This is a genomic window from Paenirhizobium cremeum (assembly GCF_047553425.1).
GTDB classification, from domain to species: Bacteria; Pseudomonadota; Alphaproteobacteria; order Rhizobiales; family Rhizobiaceae; genus Allorhizobium; species Allorhizobium cremeum.
In genome coordinates this window covers 1,559,559-1,579,618 of the sequence record NZ_CP180217.1, presented here as the reverse complement: position 1 = coordinate 1,579,618, position 20,060 = coordinate 1,559,559, and the positions used below count along the sequence as shown (strand labels likewise).

The window sequence follows — 20,060 nt, the reverse complement described above, 5'->3', positions numbered from 1 at the left end:
ATTACGATGTTTGGCGGCTCTCTACACGAGAGACATCACCAATGAAAGCCCCTCGCCCGTTTTTCAGGCGGTGAGTTCCTCATAGACCCGGTATATGGCGAGGAAATCAGCGGCCTTCAAGCTCGCGCCGCCGATCAGCGCACCATCGACATTGGCGACCCCCATCAGTTCCTTGGCGTTCGACGGCTTCACCGAACCGCCATAGAGAATGCGCATGCCCTTGCCCTCATCGGGGAAACGCTTGACCAGTTCGGCCCGCATGAAGGCATGGGCCTCCTCGACATCGCTTACGGTCGGCGTGAGCCCGGTGCCGATCGCCCATACGGGTTCATAGGCAATGACCGTATTGGCGGCGGTCGCTCCGTCCGGCACGGAGCCAGCCAACTGCCGCTTCAGGATATCGAGGGTCTGCCCCGATCTGCGCTCATCGGCGGTCTCGCCAATGCAGATGATCGCGGTCAGGTCGGCCGCATAGGCGGCTTCAGCCTTGGCGCGGACGAGATGGTCGGTTTCGGCATGATCGGTACGCCGCTCGGAATGACCGACAATCACATGGGTTCCGAAGCAATCGGCGATCATTTCAGCCGAAATATCGCCGGTGTGGGCCCCGGAAGGGTTCTGGTGGCAATCCTGCGCGCCGATCATCAAGGGGCTGTCCGTGCAGAGCGCGGTCGCGACGTAAAGCAGGGTCGCCGGCGGGCAGATCAATGTCTCGACCTTATCCGAGAGCGGCGACATCACGCCTTCGGCCATTGCCTTGATCTGGTCGAGCGAGGCCCGCGTACCGTTCATCTTCCAGTTTCCCGCGACAAGCGGACGAACATTCGGTGTCATCTCGATAATCCAACCCCATTTTCCTTGTCGCGGACCTAGCAAATCAAGGGGGCAAAGAAAAGCTTGAGCTGGGAAATTCGCCGCGAAATCAGGCGATATGGTGAAAATCAGGCCCAAATCTGCAGCATTTATTAGCAGAACCTGCTTTTCATCGCCGTTTTCAGCGCTTCTGCAAAAGCCAGTTGATGATCTGCCGCCAGTCGCTCATGCGCACAGGCGTGCCGTGCGAGCCGGTCTCGAAAAGGGTGAAACGGGCAGGATAGCCCGACTTGTGCAACCGGTCATAGAGCGCGATCTGATCGGCGGCGGCATAGACGCTGTCCCTGCTGCCATGGGTGAAGGCAATCGGCAGCTTGCGCTTGTAAGCGGCGCTCCCGGCAAAATCTGGATCGGTCGCGCCGCCGAGGATCGCCATGCCGCCGAGCTTTTCGACTGCCGCAGCGTCCCGCGTCACGCCCCAGCAGACGAAGCTGCCCATCGAGGCGCAGGCGAGCACGATAGGTCGTCCCGGAGAACGGGCGGCGATATCGCCGATCAGTGCGGAAACCACGGCCACGCCGGCCGCATCGAAGGACGGTACCGAGGGAGCGTAGTAGGCGCCGCCATTGCGCACGGCCAAATTCTTGAGACGGTTGAAATTGCCGCCGAAGGAATAATCGTTGGCGCCGAGCCTTCGGTCGCCGCCACGACCATGGATGAAGATGACCGAAAAGGCCGCATTCTGGGCTGCCCCGACCCGGGTCACGTCGAGAGGACCGGTCGGAAGAACCAGCGTCTCGTTCACCTGCTGGCGCTTGACGGCGAGGTCGACATATCGCGACTTCACACGGCGCTCGGGTATCTGGTCGCGTCCGTTGATATCACGCAGCTCCTGATAATCGACCACTTCGAAATCGCCGCCATCCCGGCTCTCGATGATCGCCGAGCTGGAAAACAGATCGTCCTTGAAGGGGGCCAGCGTCTCGGCGCGCGTTTCACCGGTCACCATGCAAGCCAGAAGCAACAGGATGAGCGCGGCGCTGCGAAAATGAACTGTGGACATTTGCATCGGGAATGCGTCTCCTCGCCCGGTGAGCCTTGCCTTCGCCGCGGCGGACACGCAATGCTTCAAAGGAATTTTCACGCGGCAGCCTGCGAGGCAAAGTCGCGCCTGCCTCGCCTTTCTGGCAAAATCCCGGCGATTCGCAAGAGTGATGCGGGTTTCAGGCAAGTTGCGCGCAAGGCCCAGCCGTTGACGCCGACGCAACCGACAGATTATCGAACGAAGCCATGGACGACAACGATCTCTTCGCCGGACTGCCGCTTGTGCAGAAGACCGAGACCCCCGAAAGCCCGGCTACCATTTTGCCTGCCGAACGGCCGCGTGGTGCGGTGCCTGCTGCCCCGTCTCCGGCCGCGGGAACGGACGAATACGGCGCATCCTCGATCCGCGTTCTCGAAGGGCTGGAACCGGTCCGCATGCGGCCGGGCATGTATATCGGCGGCACGGATGAGAAGGCCCTGCACCACCTGTTTGCCGAAGTCATCGACAACTCGATGGACGAGGCGGTGGCCGGCCACGCCAATTTCATCGATGTCTATCTAGATTCGGAAGGCTTTCTGACGGTCACCGACAATGGACGCGGCATTCCGGTGGAGTTGCATCCGCAGGTGCCGGGCAAATCGACGCTCGAAGTCATCATGACGAAGCTGCATGCGGGCGGTAAGTTCGACGGCAAGGCCTATGAGACATCCGGCGGTCTGCACGGCGTCGGCGTATCGGTCGTCAACGCGCTTTCGGACATGCTGGAGGTCGAGGTCGCCCGCAACCGCAAGCTCTACCGCCAGCGCTTCTCGCGCGGGGTGCCGCTCGGAGGCCTCGAGGAGCTTGGCGAGGTGCATAATCGCCGCGGCACGCGCGTGCGCTTTCATCCGGACCCGCAGATCTTCGGTGACCACGCAAAATTCGATCCTGCCCGTATCTTCCGCATGGCGCGCTCGAAGGCCTATCTGTTCGGCGGCGTAGAGATCCGCTGGTCCTGCGATCCGGGAATGGTTCCTGCTGGCGGGGAGATCCCGGAAAAGGCGGTCTTCCATTTCCCCGGCGGCTTGAAGGATTACCTCGCGGCAACGCTCGGCAAGGAATTCACCGTTACCCGCGAGATCTTCGCCGGCAAGACGGAGAAGACGAACGGCCACGGCGCGCTTGAATGGGCGGTCACCTGGTATGGCGGCGATCCGCAGGTTCATTCCTACTGCAATACCATTCCGACCCCCGAAGGCGGCACCCATGAAGCCGGTCTGCGCATAGCGCTGACCAAGGGCCTCAAGAACTACGCCGAACTGACGCAGAACAAGCGCGCCCAGCAGATCACCACCGACGACGTGATGATCTCTGCCGTCGGCATGCTGTCGGTCTTCATCCGCGAACCGGAATTCGTCGGCCAGACCAAGGACAAGCTCGCGACCGTCGAGGCACAGCGCATTGTCGAAAACGCTTTGCGCGATCCCTTCGACCATTATCTCGCCGACAACCCCAACGAGGCGGCCAAGCTGCTCGACTGGGTGATCGAACGGGCGGAAGAACGACTGCGCCGCCGCAAGGAAAAGGAAGTGAACCGCAAGACGGCGGTGCGCAAGCTGCGCCTGCCGGGCAAGCTGGCCGACTGCGCGCAGAATACGGCGGAAGGCGCCGAACTCTTTATCGTCGAAGGCGATTCGGCCGGCGGCTCGGCCAAGCAGGCGCGCAACCGCGCCAACCAGGCCATCCTGCCGCTGCGCGGCAAGATCCTCAACGTCGGCAGCGCCAGCCGCGACAAGCTGATGGCGAACCAGCAGATCGCCGATCTCATTCAGGCGCTCGGCTGCGGTACTCGCTCCAAATATCGTGAGGAGGACCTGCGCTACGAACGCATCATCGTCATGACCGATGCGGACGTTGACGGTGCGCACATCGCCTCTCTGCTGATTACCTTCTTCTACCAGGAAATGCCGGAACTGATCCGCGGCAACCATCTCTATCTTGCGGTGCCTCCCCTCTACGTCATCCGACAGGGCGCCAAGACGATCTATGCCCGCGACGACGCCCACCGGGCTGAGTTGATGGACACGGTTTTCAAAGGCAAGAAGGTCGAGATCGGTCGCTTCAAAGGTCTGGGCGAAATGATGCCGGCCCAGCTCAAGGAAACCACGATGGACCCCGCGAAACGCACGCTTCTCCGGGTAGAGATCGATGACGTGGACTTCGAAGGAACGCGCGATGCGGTCGACGCCCTGATGGGTACCAAGCCGGAAGCGCGTTTCCGCTTTATCCAGGAACGGGCCGCATTCGCGGAAAACCTCGATATCTGAGACGAGCGCGGATCGCGATCAACCCTGTTCCTGGCTGACCGCGACAACCGGTGAACGGGATGGCGACAGCCGAGCGGCAGTTCCAAACAGGAATGCACTGGCGCCCCCCTGATCTTCCCCAGGCATCTTTACCGGGTTTCCAACGGCTCTCCTTGCCGTCGCCATCTGCTGCTTCGTCTGTCTCCCGGGCATGCAGGGGCCACCCGGAAGCAAAGATCCAACGTCGCTCTTTTCCGACATCTCCGGCGAAGGAAGCCCGTGGGTTACTCCGCCGCGCCCAATTGCCCGAACTGCGCCTCGTAAAGCCGGGCGTAGCCGCGACCGGCGCGCAGCAGTTCGGCATGGGTGCCGATCTCCGCAATACCGCTGGCATCCACCACGACAATCCTGGAAGCATCCCGGATCGTTGCCAGCCGGTGGGCGATGACCAGGGTCGTGCGCCCCTCGGAGAGCTCGCCAAGCGACTGCTGAATGGCTCGCTCCGTCTCGGTATCGAGCGCCGACGTCGCCTCGTCGAGAATGAGAATGGGCGGGTTTTTCAGGAACATGCGGGCAATCGCCAGGCGCTGCTTCTGGCCTCCCGACAGCTTGACGCCACGCTCTCCGATTACTGTGTCGAGCCCCTGCGGCATCGCGGCGATGACACCGTCGAGCTTGGCGCGGCGGGCTGCATCCATGATTTCCGCGTCTGAAGCGCCGAGGCGGCCATAGGCGATGTTCTCACGGACCGAACCGCCGAAGAGAAAAACATCCTGCTGGACAATACCGATCTGGCTGCGCAGCGAAGCGAGCGTCAGGCTGCGGATATCGTGGCCATCGATGGTGATGGCGCCGGCATTGACATCGTAGAAGCGCGGCAAAAGGGAACAGAGCGTCGTCTTGCCGGCTCCCGACGGGCCGACGAAAGCGATCGTCTCGCCAGCCTTGATATCGAGATCGATGCCACGCAGCACCGGCTTTTCGGGTATATAGCCGAAACCGACCGACCGGAAGGCGATATCACCCCGGAACTGCGGCGCCTCGATGGCGTCGGGCGCGTCGGCGATATCCGGCTCCGTGTCGATGAGTTCGACAAAGCGACGGAAACCGGCAATGCCCTTGGGATAGGTCTCGATGACGGAGTTGATTTTCTCTACCGGCCGGAAGAACACGCCCACCAGAAGCAGGAAACTCACGAAGCCGCCGTTCGAAAGGCTGCCGGACAGGACGAAATAAGCGCCGGTAATCATCACCACCATCTGGATCAGCCGCATGCTCATGTAGCTCATCGAGGTACTGGCGGCCATGATCCGGTAGGCGGCAAGCTTGGTGCGGCGATAATTCTGGTTGTCCTTTTCGAACAGCGTGCGCTCGTGCTCCTCATTGGCGAAGGCCTGCACCACGCGAATGCCACCGACATTCTCTTCGATACGCGTATTGAAATCGCCGACCCTGCCGAAAAGCGAACGGAAATTATCCGTCATCCGCGCGCCGTATCGGCTGGTGCCCCATGCGGTGAGCGGCACGATCGCGGCCGTCAGCAGCGCGAGTTCGACATTGATCGACAGCATCAGCAGGAGAGCGCCGACAAAAGTCATAATCGCGATGAACAGGTCTTCCGGTCCGTGGTGGGCGACCTCGCCGATCTCCTCAAGGTCCTTGGTCAGCCGGCCGACCAGATGACCGGTTTTTTCGTTGTCGAAATAACGGAACGAAAGCTTCTGGATATGGCTGAAAGCGAGGCGACGCATGTCCGTCTCGATGTTGATGCCGAGCATATGGCCCCAATAGGTGACCGTCGCCATCAATGCGGTATTGAGGATGTAGATGGCCAGCAACGCGGCGGAAGCACCGACGATGAGGCCCCACTGACCGCTCGGCAGCAGGTCATCGACGAAAGCCTTGACCGCCATCGGGAAGCCCAGTTCGAGCAGACCGGACAATACCGCGCAAGCGAAATCAAGGACGAACAGGCCACGGTAAGGCCAATAAAATGCAAAGAATCTGCGCAGCATGGTCAGTCCGCAAGGAATTGAAAAACAAGGGGCTCCGAACCCGGAGGATAAATGTTGAATTCCTTTTTCATATTTTCACGACCTCGCCAAGAGCATTGAGAAACGCCGGCGGCTAAATTGCCGTGTCGCCGGCCGAACACTCAACCGAGCAGTCGCTTTTCCATGAACAGGCTCAGGGGATCGGGACGATAGGAACCGAAGGGCGGAATGTCCTCAAAGCCGAAGCGACGATAAAGACCGATGGCCTCCGGCTGGCTTACTCCGGTTTCAAGGCGGATGGCCGAAAGCCCCATGGCGTGCGCGGTCTCCTCCAGCGCTTCCATCAGGCGACGCCCTATCGCAAGGCCCCGCGCATTGGGCGCCACGAACATGCGCTTGATTTCGGCAGTGCCGTCGCCCGCCTCCACGAGAGCACAGCATCCGACAATCTCTCCATCGTTCCGGGCAACGAGGAAAGACACCTCCGGCTTTTCAAGGGAAGCGAGGTCGAGAAGATGATTGCTGTCGGCCGGATAGAGCGCCGCCATATAAGCATCAGACTGTTCCAAAAGGGCAATCACGCCCGCCTGACGAACGGGCTCGCGGCTGATTGTCAGGGGCAAGGCTGTCTCCTCAGGTTCTCCATCTGGAGCTTCGACGAAATGACCCGGCGCCGTCAAGAGCTGCGCCGCGATGCACTGTGTCGTCTTGCTTTGGCTGCATTCCTCTGCTTGAAAGCAAGGAAAGCCAGTCCAGCTTCCCCGCCATCTCCGCACACGGTGTCCCGATGCAGACCGCCCTTATCGTCATGACCATCCTCGGCTGCGACGACAGCGTCAACGAATGCCACTATGTCGCGACGGCCCAGCAGCATTTCGTGTCGGTGGAACTTTGCGATGCCGCGACGGAAAGAGTGCTCGAAGGATATTCCAGCATCAACTACCCGACCGTCGTTGCTGTCTGCCAGCCGCCGGACACGCAGGCGGCCGAAATGCAGACACCGCCGGAAGGAGCGGCAAGACCTGCAGCGGGTGACGCGGCTCCCCTGCCCGGTCCGGCAGCGTCGCTGCCCGAAGAGGAGCGCCAGTCGCTTGCCGCCCGCGCGGTCGCCAGAATCCGCAACGTGCTGCCGGCAACGTCAGACATCAAGATGGTCTTTGCAACGCCGCTTCATGTCGTGGCGGACGGTTATTCCTGGGTTGCGAAGAAGATCGTCCCCTGAGGGACAGCATCAGGCTGCAACGGCGATGCCGCTCGCATAGTCACGAGCGATGCGACGCTCTTCCGAGATCGCAAGCTTCTCGACCATTTCCAGAAGTTCCGCCACAGCCGGTGCGTCGTGCATGACGCTGCGGTGCCGGACCATCAGCCGGGACGCGATATTGTCGATCTCCGTGGCATGGGACGAAAGGACGGCGTTGCGCCACAGCATGATCGCATCGACGAAAAGCGGGCTGATATCGCGAACCAGGCCGATGCTTTCCAGCAACGCCCGGACGGCATGAAAGCGTCCGGTTGCAAGGATCGCCCGTACGCGACGCTCTTCGAGGCCGGAAAGGGCAACCACGACCGAGGCGAAGAAATCCGTCCGTCCGACGCAGAGAGCATGCATCAGGAAAGCCGGCGTCAACCGACCCGCTTCGCGCAGTTGTTCGACCAGGGCCGGCACCTCTTCCGGGGCAGCCGTTCCGGTTATGGCGATCGATGCCGCCGCGCCGGCCTCGCGGGCCAACCGCTCGACCCGCCGGGCGCCGATTGCGGCGCGGACAAAGTCGGAACCCGTCAGGGCCTCGGTGACATGGCCGACCAGAATCTGGCGCACGGTCGCCGGAAGATCGGCACGCGGAAGAAGAAGAGCCCTGACGTCATCGTCGGCGCCATGGCGCTCTGCGATCCGTCGAAGCGTCAGCCGAGAGATCCCGGCGCCTGGATTTTCAAGCAGCACACAGACCTCGCCGGCATCGCCAATCTCGGCAAGAGCCGCAGCGACGACGCATGACAACGAAGGGCGGGCGGCGACAAGCGCGCGGGTCTCCGCATTGCCGCGCCCGGCGATATCGACAAGATCCATATCGGTCAGAACCGGCGAACGCAGGATTGCGACGGCCGCAATCTCCGGCTGGTCTTCGGCAAGGGAAATCATCACGCCGCGCGGCGCAGCATCGGAATCGGCCAATCCTTCCGCAAGCGCCAGACGCACACGCGGAGACGGATCATCGAGCAGGCAGGTCATCGCCATATGGGCCGCCTGCCGCTCCTGGGCCGCCATCGAAGACCGAAGATAGGCCCGCGCCAATGCGTTCGCCGCCCGAGCCCTGTCTCCTGCTTTTGCCGTTTCCACCCAACGAAGAAAAGCTGCAACGATCACTGCAAAACCCAACCAAGCCCTGAGAAGCCGCGTAAGATCACTTGGCTACGGTTCCACGGTAGCCGCAAAAGGTTTAACATTCGGTTCACCATGTTCATTAACCGGGAGGCCGCACTGGCCAACGACGCCGACGCCATTCTGAAGGGAGTACCCTTGCGGGCTCTGCTTGCGGTCTCTCAGCCATTCGAGGCCGGGCTCGCCATATCCGGCATCGACGCCGTGATCCTCATTGAGAATGACCACAACGCTTTCACGCCCTCGCCCGAAGGCATGACCTGCCGTCGTTTTGCCTATCTCCAAAATGAACCCGAGCACGACCGCCTGGCAACGCGGCTGGCAAGGCTGATGGACGGGAAACCTTGCGGTATTGTGCTCGGGGGCACGCGGGACGGCCCGGATCTGCAGCGCCTCGACGCATTGCTGGCGGTAGAGGAAGCGAAGCGGCAGATCGCGATCGGCGAAACGCTGATCCTGGCCGTGATCGGGGACAATCCGGCAGGCCTGCTGCATGCGGCAAGCTTTGCCGGACGGACTTTACGCCTCAGGGGCCTGGGATGGAACTCACGGGTTCTGAGACAAAACGGCGAAACGGGCGGCGCGTCGCACCTTGCAGGCGAACTTACGCTGCTGGCAGCGGCCAATGCCGGAGTTCCCGCCTTCGGCTGGCTGGATTCGGAACTGTCGGGCGATGCACTTGCAGAGACCTGTACCCATGCCCACCGGGCCGGTTTTGCGGCGCTCGTCGCGTCCCGTCCCGATCAGATCTCCGCAATTCTGGCCACCCGCGACAGAGATGCCGATTCATCGGAAAAAGCTCGCTAGAGCTTCTTCGGCGCCTCGGGCCTGAACATTTCGAAGACAGGCGCCTGCTCGGCAAAATCCATGTAACCCAAGCGCGCCACCGGCCGCGCAAGGGCAACATCGAACCGACCGTTTCTGATGACCTTTTCGTTGATGTGAATGCCGACCACCTGGCCGAACACCGCATGGCTGTCCGAGGCGGTACCCTCCAGTGTCTTCAGGGTGTGGACTTCGGTCACCCGGCATTCGAGCGCAGCCATGGCTTCGCCGACGAAGGGGGCGGAAACCAGCCGCCCCTCCACCGGGGTAAGACCCGCGATCTCGAATTCGCTCACGCCATAAGGAACGACGACAGAGGAAAGGTTCAGCTTTTCGACCAGATCGAAGCCGGCGAAGCTTGCGGTGAAGACACCGGTCTCCTCCGCATTCCTCAGCGAATCCTTGCGGCCGCTCGAGGAAAACATGACGATCTTCGGTCGGTCGCTGACGGCGTTGAAGAAGGAATAGGGCGAGAGGTTGGTCGACCCGTCCCGCCCGCGCGTGCCGATCCAGCCGATGGGACGCGGCGCGACAATCGCCTTGAAGGGGTCATGAGCAAGACCATGACGATTGGTTTCCGTCTCGTAGAACATCAGTCGCCCTCTCCTACCCATGTGACCACATCAGAGAGCGCCGGACGAGGACGTTCGGTGATCGGAAAGGTCGTGGAGCCGATATGGATAAAGCCGGCGACCTTCTCGCCCGGCTGGATGCCGAGCAGCGGATAGGCCCGCTCGTCATAGGCAAACCATTCGGTCAGCCAATTGGAGACAAAGCCGACGGCGTTGGCTGCCATCAACAGATTGAGGCATACGGCGCCGGCCGACATGAGTTGCTCCCATTCGGGGATCTTCACATGCGGGCCGGCTTTGCTGACCACGCCTATGACGACGGGCGCGCGCGTGAACCGGGTGCGCTCCACCGTGACCATTTCCTCGGAAAGGTCGGGGTTCTTTTCCAGCGCCAGCGCCAGAAGCGCTTCACCGATGCGCACGCGCTCCTCGCCGCGATAGACGATGAACCGCCATGGAGCGATCTTTCCATGGTCGGGCACGCGGACGGCAAGCGTCAGAATCCGTTCGATCTCAGCAGTCGTCGGTCCCGGTTCGCTCATCTGGAAGGCCGGAACGGAACGGCGGACGGCGAGATAGTCGATGAGTTTGATATCATTTTTCATTTAAGGGCACTTTCCGGCTTCTTCGATGGCGGACACGTCTTGAAATTGCCATCGCATTGGGATTGAAGTTGCTGTCATTGGAGAGGAAGTCAACCAATTGTGCGATACATGACCGGCCATTCCTGCGCTGCCCGATTGTTGTTTGTCGTGGCGGCAGTTTTCTTTGCCACGACACCGGCACGCGGTGAAGACGCTTTCAAGGCTTTCAAGCAGCTCAACGGCACCAGCAAGATGCCAAAGCTGAACGCTTTCTCGCCCAATCTCGGCCAGACGGCGCCGGCGCAATCGACAATGAAGAACGTGGTGCTGGAAGCAAGGCTTACCAGTGACAGCGATCCCATGCAGCAGGGGCTGTCATGGCGTGTCTTCAGCCCGATTCCCGGAGCCGACGGCAAGCTGCCGCTTTTGGCCAGCGCCGAAGGCGGATCGGCCGATTTCCAGCTGGAACCGGGTGATTATTTCGTCAACGTCTCCTTCGGTCGCGCAGGCGTTACGAAGAAGCTGTCGGTGCCGCGCGAAGGCAATGTCGACAAGCAGGTTCTTGTGCTCGATGCCGGTGGCGTCCTGCTCAACGCGGTGTCCGGCTCCGATACCCGTATCCCGGCCAAGGAACTGAAATTCGACATCTATTCGGCGGAAGTCCAGGCCGATGGCGAACGCGGTCTCGTGGTCGAGGATGTCAAGCCCGATTCCATCGTGCGGCTCGGTTCCGGTACCTACCACGTCGTATCCGAATATGGATCGGTGAATGCCGTGGTGCGCGCCGACATCAAGGTCGAGGCGGGCAAACTGACCGAGGCGACGATCCAGCACCGCGCCGCGCAGATCAACTTCAAACTCGTATCGGAAGCCGGCGGAGAAGCGATCGCCGATACCGCCTGGTCGATCCTCGCATCCTCCGGCGATATCGTGGCCGAAAGCGTCAGCGCCTTCCCGGTGATGGTGCTCGCGGAAGGCGAATACACCGCGATTGCCCGCAACAAGGACAAAATCTATCAGAAGGACTTCACCGTCGAGGCGGGCCATAACGTCGACGTCGAACTGCTGCTGACGAAATAGCCGGTCGCGGAGCGCGCTCAGCCGGCCTTTCGCAGTACGCCACGGCGGCGCGCCGGCGCCATAGAGAAGACCGCGCCGTAGAGCCTTGCGAGGATATCCTTGCGATCGGGCGTTGCGCGCAGTTCGTCCCAGCTTATGAGATCGCCGACACGGGCCGAGATGGTCGAACCGGAGAGACGCCGGAACTCCCGGATCAGCAGCGAAATCCGAAGCGTCATCGACAATTTGCTGGCCAGATGGAAGAGCCGGCCGTTCTGCCCCTCGAAATAGACCGGGATCACATTGGCGCCGGCGGCCTGGATGAGCTTGGCCGGAAAGATCTTCCAGGGCAGGTCTTCGGCGCGACCGAATCCACGGCGGGCGGTCGCAACGCCACCGGCGGGAAACACGATCACCGTCACGCCCTCCTTCAGGAGCCTGACCGCCTCGTGGCGCGTCTTCATGTTGATGGCCATCGCCTCCTTGGTTTCCTCGAAGGAAACCGGCAGGGAGTAAGGCGCCATTTCCGGCACCTTCAGCAATTCGTTGTTAATCAGCACGCGGAACGGACGGCCGAGTTCTTCGGCCAGTGCCAGAATGGCGATGCCGTCGCCGATGCCGAATGGATGGTTCGCGACGATGACGACCGGGCCTTCCGGGAGCCTTGCCGGCGGCCACTGGCCCTCAACGTTCAGGTTCACGTCGATGAGGTCGAGCATCTTGCCGAAGACGCGGTCGGTCTTGCCGACGATATCGGAACGCCAGATGTCATAGAGACGGGCGTAGCGGTCGCGACCGGACAATCCTTCGATCGAGCGGATAAACCAGCGCTTCAGGCGCGGGTCGCGTTCATTGGCGTAGGAAAGCTCATCGAAACGCAAGGTAGTCCCCTTCACCAGCGTTACATATTCCCAAAGGCCGTATAACAACGATGTGACAGATATCTGACAGGGCCTGTCGAAGACCCTGTCAGACATTCACGATCAGGCGGCAGCCTTGCCCGCCAGCTTCCGTTTCAGATCGGGCGCCATGGCCTCAAACGACAGCGCCTTGATCGCATCGTCAAGCGACATGGCGGTCTGGTCCTGGGAACCCAGCCGGCGGATATTCACCGTCCGCTCCTCAGCCTCGCGCTTGCCGCAGACGATAATCACCGGAACCTTGGTCACCGAATGCTCGCGGACCTTGTAGTTGATCTTCTCGTTGCGGAAGTCGGTTTCGACCTGCAGACCGGCATCGCGCAGCGCATCGGCCACTTCCTGTCCGTAACCATCAGCTTCCGAGGTGATGGTCGCGACCACTACCTGCGTCGGCGCGAACCACAGCGGCATATGACCGGCGAAGTTCTCGATCAGGATGCCGAGGAATCGCTCCATGGAGCCGCAGATCGCCCGGTGAATCATCACCGGCTGCTTTTTCTCGGAACTCTGGTCGATGTAGAAGGCGCCGAAACGTTCCGGCAGGTTGAAGTCGACCTGTGTGGTGCCGCACTGCCAGTCACGGCCGATGGCGTCCTTCAGGGTGTATTCGAACTTCGGACCATAGAAAGCGCCCTCGCCCGGCAGGATTCCGGTCTTGATGCGCCCGCCGGACTGTTCCTCGATGGTCTTCAGCACACCCATCATCACCGTTTCGGCGCGGTCCCAGAGTTCGTCGGAACCGACGCGCTTTTCCGGACGGGTCGAAAGCTTCACCACCACTTCCTGAAAACCGAAGTCCTCATAGACCGACAGGATCAGGTCGTTGATGCGCAGGCATTCGGCCGCCATCTGCTCTTCGGTGCAGAAGACGTGCGCATCGTCCTGGGTGAAGCCGCGCACACGCATCAGGCCGTGAAGCGCGCCGGAGGCCTCGTAGCGATGAACAAGACCGAATTCTGCAAGCCGAACAGGCATATCGCGGTAGGACTTCAAGCCATGCTTGAAGATCTGGACATGACCCGGGCAGTTCATCGGCTTCAGTGCAAAGACGCGCTGGTCGGCTTCCTCGTCATCGGCATTGGTGAAAGCATGGGCGGACTTCACCGCAAACATGTTTTCCTGATACCAGCCCCAGTGACCGGAGGTTTCCCACAGCGACTTGTCGAGCACCTGCGGCGCGTTGACTTCCTGATAGGCACCGGACAGGCGACGGCGCATATAGGCCGTCAGGGTCTGGAACATGCGCCAGCCCTTGCCGTGCCAGAACACCACGCCCGGACCTTCTTCCTGGAAATGGAAAAGGTCCATCTCGCGGCCGATCTTGCGGTGGTCACGCTTCTCGGCTTCAGCGAGAACATGCAGGTAATTGTCCAACTGCTCCTGCTCTGCCCAGGCTGTGCCGTAGATGCGGGTCAGCATCGGCCGCGTGGAATCGCCGCGCCAGTAAGCGCCCGCGACCTTCATCAGCTTGAAGGCCGTACCGATCTGGCCGGTGGAGGCCATGTGCGGACCGCGGCAAAGGTCGAACCATTCGCCCTGCTTGTAGATCTTCACATCCTGGTCTTCGGGGATCGCATCCACCAGTTCGACCTTGTAGGCCTCGCCCTTGTCGGCGAAGACATCCTTCGCCTTCTCGCGCGACCAGACCTCCTTGGTGAAGGCGGCGTTGCGCTGGATGATCTCCTTCATCTTCTTCTCGATCTTCGGAAGATCTTCCGGCGTAAACGGCCAGTCCTCGCGGGTATCCGGATGGACGCGCTTGAAGTCGTAATAGAAGCCGTTCTCGATCACCGGGCCGATAGTCACCTGCGTGCCGGGCCAGAGCTCCTGCACGGCTTCGGCCATGACATGGGCGGCGTCGTGACGGATGAGTTCCAGCGCGCGCGGATCGGTGCGGGTGACGATCTCGATGGCGCCATCGACGACGGGGTCGGAGAGGTCGCGCAAGGTGCCGTCGAGCGCGATGGCGACCGCCTTCTTGGCGAGCGACTTGGAGATCGATTCGGCGACGTCACGGCCGGAGGTGCCGGCGGGAAACGCACGGACGGAACCATCGGGAAATGTAAGAGAAACGGATTCAGACATGGTTTGCTCCTTATCCAGTCCCGCCAACGAATGCGGGTGGTAAAAAAAGGCCGGCGCAGCCGGCTATCAACGGGCCGCGTGATAATCCGAAACAGCCTGTGAGTAAAGGTTTTGTTGGCCCGTCACGCAGTCCAGAACTGCTTCGCCCCCGGCGGCAATTCCGCAAGCACCGCCTCGAACGCAGGGAGGTCGACATGGCGGCGCATCACAGCGGCAACGTCGGTGATCGCGGTATCCGTCGAGAAGTTGTGGTCGGGACGCAGCGCTTTGACTTCGCGGGTCATCTCCGGCAGCGTGCCAAACGGCAGGCGCGGCTCTTCGACGTCCCAGTCGCTGACGAACAACGCCCGAAGAACCGGTGGCAACATGTCGGCGAAGGCAAGAGCTTGCTTCGTCGTCAGCCGACGGCGGAAGACCTGAAACACCCCCTGCAGCATCGTGTAGCTCTGATGCGTCGTCTGCAGCATCGAGGTATCGCGCAGGTCTTCCATGAAGGCATCGAAATCGCGTGACGCCTGTCGGTATTCCATCGGCATCGGCATGCTTAACGCTCCTCCCGGACATGCCGTCGACCGATCCGCCAGAAGGTCCACGGCGCCCACCAGCGCGTCTCTCGGGGCAGTTTCTCCGGCACCGGGTCCACACCCCAGGTCCCCCCCGGCCCGCAGCGGCCGACGCGAAAAAGCGTGAGCCAGCCGCCCGACCACAAACCATGCCGTGCAATCGCCTCGTAGCCGTATTCCGAACAGGTCGGCATGTGGCGGCACGAATTGCCGATGAAGCCGGAAAGCGTCAACTGATAGAACCGGATCAGCCCCATGCCCAGGAGCCGGTCGGGCGTCTTGCGAAAGGGGCCAGCATAATTTCGCCCACGCGATGCCGCCGCCGGGGGGCGATCATGGCCGCAGCCCGAATGGTCGCACATCAGGTCAGCCTACCTTCGCCGTCGCCGCCGTGCCGGCTTCGATCTGATCGATGCAATCCACCACGGCCTCGAAGGTCAGCATGGTGGAGGCATGGCGGGCCTTGTAGTCGCGGACCGGCTTCAGGAACCGCATATCCTCGAAGCGGCCGGAGGGACCCTCGCCGCCATCCTTCAGCATCGCCAGCATCTCGTCGCGGGCGGCCCGAACCTCTTCGGCCGTTGCCCCCACGACATGACGGGCCATGATCGAGGAAGACGCCTGACCGAGCGCACAGGCCTTCACCTCATGGGAGAAGTCGGTCACGACACCGCGTTCCATCTTCAGATAGACCTTGACGCGGGAGCCGCAGAGTTTCGAATGCTTTTCCGAAACGGCGTCGGCATCCTCCAGACGTCCGGTACGGACGATATTTCCGGCGAATTCGAGAATCTTGGAATTATATATGTCGTCCATGGCGGGTCTTTATGGTCTCCTGAGCCGCTATACGATCGAAGAAGCAACAGCGTTGTCCGCATTTGCGCAACAGTGTGTTGCACCGATGTTCCTTCACTCTGCCTCGATCGTCATTATATGAGAGTTGAGAATTCGGTCCAAACAAAACAAGGGCAAGGCCGCCCGACCGACAGGATTTGGAAGAACGGACTTGCCAAGATGAACCGAGTTACGCATTTACAGGCAGAGAAAGCAAAACAGGCGGTCCGCAACGCGAAGGACCGGGAGACCATGGGCATGGATGCCGTCGTCAACAAGCTATCGCCCGAAACCGAGCGCCCGAGCCGCGAAGAGGCCGAGGAAGCCGTACGCACCCTTTTGCGCTGGGTCGGCGATGATCCCAGCCGCGAGGGACTGCTCGACACGCCGAAACGGGTGGTGAAGGCCTATCGCGAACTGTTCGCAGGCTACGATGCCGATATCGACGAGGTGCTCGGCACCACCTTCGAGGAGGTCGCCGGCTATAACGACATCGTGCTGGTGCGCGATATCCCGTTCTTCTCGCACTGCGAACATCACATGCTGCCGGTGATCGGCAAGGCGCATGTGGCCTACCTGCCCGATGGGCGCGTGCTCGGTCTTTCCAAGATCGCCCGCGTCGTCGAGGTCTATGGCCGCCGCCTGCAGACGCAGGAAGCGATGACGGCGCAGATCGCCGATGCCATCGAAGAGACCCTGCGTCCTCAGGGCGTCGCCGTCTTCATCGAGGCCGAGCATATGTGCATGGCCATGCGCGGCGTGCAGAAGTCCGGTTCCACCACGCTCACGACCACCTTCACCGGTCGTTTCAAGGACAATGCCGCCGAACAGGCGCGCTTCATGTCGATGGTGCGCGGCCGCTGAGCGGCGCATCTTCCGTCCCACGTTCCAGGGTTCCAGGACCGCATCATGACGATCGCTTTCGATCCGCCGCCATCCGACAAGCATGCGCTCGAGGAAGATACGCGCTTCACGCCGAAGTTCGACGATAACGGCCTGCTGACCGCCGTCGTCACCGACGCCCGCGACGGCGAACTCCTGATGGTCGCCCATATGAACGCCGAGGCGCTGGCGCTGACGCTCGAAACGGGCATCGCGCATTATTACAGCCGCTCCCGCGGGAAGATCTGGAAAAAGGGCGAAAGTTCCGGCAATCTGCAAAGCGTAAGGGAAATCCGGACCGATTGCGACCAGGACGCCGTGTGGCTGAAGGTCGAGGTGGCTGGCCACGACGCAACCTGCCATACGGGGCGTCGCTCCTGCTTCTATCGCAGCGTATCGCTCTCGGGCGGTACGCCGTGTCTCGACGTCACCGACAATCACCGTCATTTCGATCCCGATGCCATCTATGGCGGACCGGACAAAAAGGCGTGACGGAACGAATTCCGCACACGTCCGCTCCGCCTCGAAACAATTTGGTAAGCATCCGGTGCCCTAATGGGGCATTGGGAGTTGTTCAGCCGTGAGGATATGCGGAGATGCTGAACTGGAATTTGAAGGGTAATGCGTCGGCACGTGCCGCCCTGGGCGGAGGCACGACTGCGATTACACCGCCGATCCTCGAGCCGGAGAAACCGAAGAAGACCAGAATTGCTCTGGCGCTTGGCGGCGGGGCTGCGCGCGGCTGGGCGCATATCGGCGTTCTCCGGGCCCTGGACGAAGCGGAAATCGAAGTCGGCATGATCGCCGGCACATCGATCGGCGCGCTTGTCGGGGGCTGCTATCTTGCTGGAAAACTCGACGAGCTCGAGGCCTTCGCCCGCTCGCTGACCATGCGCCGGATCGCCTCCCTTCTCGACCTCACCATTGGCGGCGGCGGGCTTCTCGGCGGCATGCGCCTCACCAAGCGAATGCAGGAGCACCTGCAGGGCCTGATGATCGAAGACCTGCCGAAGCCGTTCGTCGCGGTCGCCGCCGAACTCAACAGCGGTCACGAGGTCTGGATCGAAAGCGGTCACCTCATCACGGCGCTCAGGGCATCCTATGCGCTTCCGGGCATTTTCGAACCCGTCAACTGCAACAACCGCACTCTGATCGATGGCGCGCTGGTCAATCCCGTACCCGTCTCCGTCTGCCGCGCCTACGAACAGCCGCTGGTGGTGGCGGCCAACCTGCATTATGACGTGTTCGGTCGTTCAGCCGTGGTCAAGCATCGGGCCAGCGAGGTCGGCGAGGTCTCCGATCTGCCAAAACATCATCACCGGATCGGCCTGACCGGCGTGATGGTCCAGGCCTTCAACATCATCCAGGATCGTATCTCGCGCGCAAGGCTTGCCGGCGATCCCCCGGATCTGGCGCTTCACCCGCGGCTGAACGATATCGGCCTCTCAGAGTTCCATCGGGCCGGCGAGGCGATCGAGCGCGGCTATGAGGAAACCAAATCGCGCATCAACGAATTGAAGCGGTTGCAGGACACCTTCACCCGCTGACGGCGCGTGCCGGCCGATTTGTCTTTCGGCCAGCCATCTGGCCCGGTTGCCTCAGCCGGCGATGTAGGCCTTGATCTGTTCGGCCTCCAGCTCGACTTCCCGGATACGCGATTTCACGACGTCGCCGATCGAAACGATGCCGCAGAGCCTGCCCTGTTCCTCGACAGGAACGTGGCGGAAACGATGGCTCGACATCATTTCCATCAGTTCATTGACGGTCGTCTGCTCGTTGCAGCGATGAACGTTCGAGGTCATCACAGACGAGACCGGTTTGGTCAGCGCTTCGCCGGCAGAACGTGCGATGGCGCGCACCACGTCGCGCTCCGTGAAGATGCCGACGATGCGGCCTTCCATGCCGACGACCACGACGGCGCCGATCTTGTTTTCCTCAAGCACGCGGGCAGCTTCGGCCAAAGTCATGTTCGGGCCGATGGTCACGACATCGCGGCCCTTTACCTCAAGTATGCTCCTGACGGATACGGACATGCTCTCCTCCTTCGCAGTCATTGCGTCCTGATCGAACTCCGCACACTCCCTGCGGTTCCGATTGGAGAAATGGTGCCTGTTAATCAAGGAGATTGCAATATGCGAGGAACTTCACCTCACGCGCGCCGTCGAGGGTCGGAAACGGGGTCGAATAATCCGAAGCACAGGAAACCGAGAAGAAAGCCGCCGATATGTGCATCCCATGCGACGGCGGCGCCAATATCGCCGAAAAGCGGCACACCGAACGCGATCACGAGATTGCCGACGAACCAGACCAGGATGAAGACCCGTACCGTTTTCTGCCTCAAGGCGTCGACGATCGTCAGGCGCGGCGGATTATATCCCAAATGCGAGGCCGCCTCCCGAGCACGGCCGCCGAAAGCGAATCGGCAGGCCGCCCCCATGAAAGCGGAGACCGCTCCCGAGGCGCCAATCAGGAAGGTCGGCTGGCCCCAGTTGAAGGCGGCATGAAAGGCCGCACCGGCGGCCGAGGAGACGGCCCACAGCATCAGGAATCGCGGCAGGCCGATGCGACGCAGGACCGGAGTACCGAAAGCCGCAAGCCAGAGGCCGTTGAACGCCAGATGCTCAAGACCGCCATGGAGCAGCGAATAGGTCACGGGCGTCCAGAGCCATTCATATCCCTGCTGGGACAGTGGATAGACATAGCGTATCGGCGTGAAACCGAATTCGACCGTCATCCAGTCCACCATATCCGGCGTCAACAAAACCGACTGGACGAAGTAGATTGCCCCCAGCAGCGCCAACAAGGCGAGAATTCCCGCCGGCAGGTTGAAAACAGGCTCCCGACGCCGTTCCCCGGCGGCTTCCGTCGGGTCTCGCTCTTCTCCGGATTGCGGCGTCCGTTCGTCCATCTGGTTCCACCTCTGCAAGCTGGCGAACTTCAGATCCACCAAACCAGAGAGCCATAGCGCAGCGCATGGACAAAAAAAAGCCGTCCGGCCTGAACCGGACGGCTGTTCGGGTCCCCCAGGGTCTACCCCTACCCGACAGTTGGTGCTGAAGCATATTGCTTCGAAACGTCGTGAAAGCCATTTGCCACAGCTCACGGCGCCATGCAACGAAAAGGAAGTATTAACCTTAATCGCGGGAGATGCAGGCCAATTTAGAACGCCGCCGGCATCATCAAAAAACGTTATGTTAACAGCTTGCCGCTAAGCAT

Annotated in this window: 21 protein-coding genes; 7 read left to right on the top strand and 14 right to left on the bottom strand. The window is 61.4% G+C overall.

Annotation, left to right across the window (positions count from 1 at the left end):
* Positions 1-63: 63 nt before the first annotated feature.
* The gene (tpiA, locus tag ACLBKR_RS08000) at positions 64-834 is read right to left on the bottom strand and encodes a triose-phosphate isomerase (RefSeq protein ID WP_112830104.1); all 771 of its coding nucleotides are present in this window, start codon (positions 832-834) and stop codon (positions 64-66) included.
* Between the two features lie 160 nt (positions 835-994).
* Complete coding sequence (locus ACLBKR_RS07995) at positions 995-1,882, bottom strand: alpha/beta hydrolase (RefSeq protein WP_414901314.1); 888 nt, start codon at positions 1,880-1,882, stop codon at positions 995-997.
* 221 nt (positions 1,883-2,103) lie between these two features.
* Between ACLBKR_RS07995 and parE the strand changes: the two genes are divergently transcribed.
* Positions 2,104-4,164: a DNA topoisomerase IV subunit B gene (gene parE, locus ACLBKR_RS07990; RefSeq protein ID WP_113448432.1), complete on the top strand. Its 2,061-nt coding sequence runs from the start codon at positions 2,104-2,106 to the stop codon at positions 4,162-4,164.
* Positions 4,165-4,427: 263 nt separating this feature from the next.
* Here parE and ACLBKR_RS07985 read toward each other — a convergent pair whose 3' ends face one another.
* Together ACLBKR_RS07985 and ACLBKR_RS07980 are read right to left on the bottom strand one after the other, a co-directional pair.
* On the bottom strand, positions 4,428-6,158 hold the full coding sequence (locus tag ACLBKR_RS07985) for an ABC transporter ATP-binding protein (protein WP_414901312.1): 1,731 nt from the start codon (positions 6,156-6,158) through the stop codon (positions 4,428-4,430).
* A 140-nt stretch (positions 6,159-6,298) separates the two neighbouring features.
* A complete protein-coding gene (locus ACLBKR_RS07980; protein ID WP_162708299.1) occupies positions 6,299-6,760 on the bottom strand; it encodes a GNAT family N-acetyltransferase in 462 nt (153 codons plus the stop codon).
* A 164-nt stretch (positions 6,761-6,924) separates the two neighbouring features.
* On the opposite strand from ACLBKR_RS07980, the gene ACLBKR_RS07975 reads away from it, so the two are divergent.
* Entirely contained in the window at positions 6,925-7,359 is a 435-nt protein-coding gene (locus tag ACLBKR_RS07975) for a hypothetical protein (RefSeq protein WP_113448466.1), read from the top strand.
* Positions 7,360-7,368: 9 nt separating this feature from the next.
* Here the strand turns inward: ACLBKR_RS07975 and ACLBKR_RS07970 are convergent, their stop codons facing one another.
* On the bottom strand, positions 7,369-8,505 hold the full coding sequence (locus ACLBKR_RS07970) for a DUF2336 domain-containing protein (protein ID WP_113339651.1): 1,137 nt from the start codon (positions 8,503-8,505) through the stop codon (positions 7,369-7,371).
* Positions 8,506-8,595: 90 nt separating this feature from the next.
* Between ACLBKR_RS07970 and ACLBKR_RS07965 the strand changes: the two genes are divergently transcribed.
* Positions 8,596-9,327, top strand: coding sequence for a hypothetical protein (locus tag ACLBKR_RS07965; protein WP_113448430.1), 732 nt, complete (start codon positions 8,596-8,598; stop codon positions 9,325-9,327).
* Here ACLBKR_RS07965 and ACLBKR_RS07960 read toward each other — a convergent pair.
* Positions 9,324-9,938: a flavin reductase family protein gene (locus tag ACLBKR_RS07960; RefSeq protein ID WP_112830110.1), complete on the bottom strand. Its 615-nt coding sequence runs from the start codon at positions 9,936-9,938 to the stop codon at positions 9,324-9,326. The two genes, ACLBKR_RS07965 and ACLBKR_RS07960, sit on opposite strands and share 4 nt — an antisense overlap.
* A complete protein-coding gene (locus ACLBKR_RS07955) occupies positions 9,938-10,522 on the bottom strand; it encodes a nitroreductase (protein WP_112830111.1) in 585 nt (194 codons plus the stop codon). Before ACLBKR_RS07955 ends, ACLBKR_RS07960 begins: the two co-directional genes overlap by 1 nt.
* Before the next feature lie 108 nt (positions 10,523-10,630).
* Here ACLBKR_RS07955 and ACLBKR_RS07950 point away from each other — a divergent pair, with 108 nt between their 5' ends.
* Positions 10,631-11,581: a hypothetical protein gene (locus ACLBKR_RS07950; protein ID WP_112830112.1), complete on the top strand. Its 951-nt coding sequence runs from the start codon at positions 10,631-10,633 to the stop codon at positions 11,579-11,581.
* Between the two features lie 17 nt (positions 11,582-11,598).
* Here ACLBKR_RS07950 and ACLBKR_RS07945 read toward each other — a convergent pair whose 3' ends face one another.
* From ACLBKR_RS07945 to ACLBKR_RS07925, 5 genes are all read right to left on the bottom strand, one after another.
* Complete coding sequence (locus tag ACLBKR_RS07945; protein ID WP_112830113.1) at positions 11,599-12,441, bottom strand: lysophospholipid acyltransferase family protein; 843 nt, start codon at positions 12,439-12,441, stop codon at positions 11,599-11,601.
* A gap of 102 nt (positions 12,442-12,543) precedes the next feature.
* A complete protein-coding gene (gene thrS / locus ACLBKR_RS07940) occupies positions 12,544-14,565 on the bottom strand; it encodes a threonine--tRNA ligase (RefSeq protein ID WP_113438252.1) in 2,022 nt (673 codons plus the stop codon).
* Between the two features lie 122 nt (positions 14,566-14,687).
* A complete protein-coding gene (locus tag ACLBKR_RS07935) occupies positions 14,688-15,107 on the bottom strand; it encodes a DUF2267 domain-containing protein (RefSeq protein WP_414901307.1) in 420 nt (139 codons plus the stop codon).
* 2 nt (positions 15,108-15,109) lie between these two features.
* Positions 15,110-15,490 (bottom strand): membrane protein insertion efficiency factor YidD, encoded by a 381-nt coding sequence (gene yidD, locus ACLBKR_RS07930; RefSeq protein WP_113339548.1) that lies wholly within the window; start codon positions 15,488-15,490, stop codon positions 15,110-15,112.
* A gap of 4 nt (positions 15,491-15,494) precedes the next feature.
* Positions 15,495-15,944 carry an iron-sulfur cluster assembly scaffold protein gene (locus ACLBKR_RS07925; RefSeq protein ID WP_112830117.1) on the bottom strand — a complete coding sequence of 150 codons (450 nt, stop codon included), beginning with the start codon at positions 15,942-15,944 and terminating at the stop codon, positions 15,495-15,497.
* A gap of 276 nt (positions 15,945-16,220) precedes the next feature.
* Between ACLBKR_RS07925 and folE the strand changes: the two genes are divergently transcribed.
* The 3 genes from folE (at position 16,221) to ACLBKR_RS07910 (ending at position 18,391) form a co-directional block, all read left to right on the top strand.
* Positions 16,221-16,826, top strand: a complete 606-nt coding sequence (gene folE / locus ACLBKR_RS07920; RefSeq protein ID WP_112830118.1) for a GTP cyclohydrolase I FolE — start codon at positions 16,221-16,223, stop codon at positions 16,824-16,826.
* 45 nt (positions 16,827-16,871) lie between these two features.
* The gene (gene hisI / locus ACLBKR_RS07915) at positions 16,872-17,336 is read left to right on the top strand and encodes a phosphoribosyl-AMP cyclohydrolase (RefSeq protein WP_112830119.1); all 465 of its coding nucleotides are present in this window, start codon (positions 16,872-16,874) and stop codon (positions 17,334-17,336) included.
* A gap of 104 nt (positions 17,337-17,440) precedes the next feature.
* Positions 17,441-18,391, top strand: a complete 951-nt coding sequence (locus ACLBKR_RS07910; protein WP_113448428.1) for a patatin-like phospholipase family protein — start codon at positions 17,441-17,443, stop codon at positions 18,389-18,391.
* Positions 18,392-18,442: 51 nt separating this feature from the next.
* On the opposite strand, the gene ACLBKR_RS07905 is transcribed toward ACLBKR_RS07910, so the two are convergent.
* Both ACLBKR_RS07905 and ACLBKR_RS07900 read right to left on the bottom strand, forming a co-directional pair.
* Entirely contained in the window at positions 18,443-18,877 is a 435-nt protein-coding gene (locus tag ACLBKR_RS07905) for a CBS domain-containing protein (RefSeq protein ID WP_113425761.1), read from the bottom strand.
* Positions 18,878-18,993: 116 nt separating this feature from the next.
* Positions 18,994-19,752, bottom strand: coding sequence for a rhomboid family intramembrane serine protease (locus tag ACLBKR_RS07900; RefSeq protein WP_113485929.1), 759 nt, complete (start codon positions 19,750-19,752; stop codon positions 18,994-18,996).
* Positions 19,753-20,060: the final 308 nt, after the last annotated feature.